The sequence below is a fragment of the Polaromonas sp. P1_F1 genome (assembly GCF_056405795.1).
On record NZ_JBFUBJ010000022.1, the window covers coordinates 1 to 1,120 of the forward strand.

A 1,120-nucleotide genomic window follows, 5' to 3' on the forward strand; every position below is an offset into this window, starting at 1 on the left:
ACATCGGTGACGTCGTGATCGAACGCGGCACCTCGGCCTGGGAAATCGATGCCGTCAATGCCTCGATCGATTACACCCTGGGTGCCAACCTCGAGTACCTCAACCTGCTCGGCACTGCCAATCTCAACGGGACCGGCAACTCGCTCAGCAACCGCATCACCGGCAACGCCGGCAACAACCTCCTGGACGGCGGGGCGGGTGCTGATTTCATGGCCGGGGGCACCGGCAACGACACCTACATCGTCGACAACCTCGGCGATGTCATCAGCGAAACCAGCACCCTGGCTGGCGAGATCGACACCGTCCGCTCCTCGGTGACCTACACCCTGGGCGCCAACCTGGAAAACCTCACCCTCACGGGCAGCGACAGCATCGATGCCATTGGCAACAGCCAGAACAACGTGTTGACCGGCAACGATGGCAACAACCAGTTGAACGGCGGCGCCGGCCTGGACACCTTCATCGGCGGCAAAGGCAACGATGACTACGCCCTGGATCAGAGCGCCGAGTTGGCACTGGTGCAGGAAAACGCCAACGAAGGGACCGACACCCTTTACGTCGTCTACAACGCGACCGCACAGGACAATGTCGTCGACCTGAACCTGAGCAATCTGCAGAGCGTCGAAAACGTCCTGCTGCTGGGGAGTGGCGCCTTTACAGCGATCGGCAACAATTTGAACAACACCCTGACCGGCAACGCCGGCAACAACMTCCTGGACGGCGGGGCCGGGGCCGACTTCATGGCCGGGGGCACCGGCAACGACACCTACATCGTCGACAACCTCGGCGATGTCATCAGCGAAACCAGCACCCTGGCGGGCGAGATCGACACCGTCCGCTCCTCGGTGACCTACACCCTGGGCGCCAACCTGGAAAACCTCACCCTCACGGGCAGCGACAGCATCGATGCCATCGGCAACAGCCAGAACAACGTGTTGACCGGCAACGATGGCAACAACCAGTTGAACGGCGGCGCCGGCCTGGACACCTTCATCGGCGGCAAAGGCAACGATGACTACGCCCTGGATCAGAGCGCCGAGTTGGCACTGGTGCAGGAAAACGCCAACGAAGGGACCGACACCCTTTACGTCGTCTACAACGCGACCGCACAGGACAATGT

At 61.8% G+C, this 1,120-nt stretch carries 1 pseudogene; it reads left to right on the forward strand.

The features are described 5' to 3' along the window. A pseudogene (locus AC1DZE_RS23240) lies at window positions 1-1,120 on the forward strand (hypothetical protein); the annotation flags it as partial.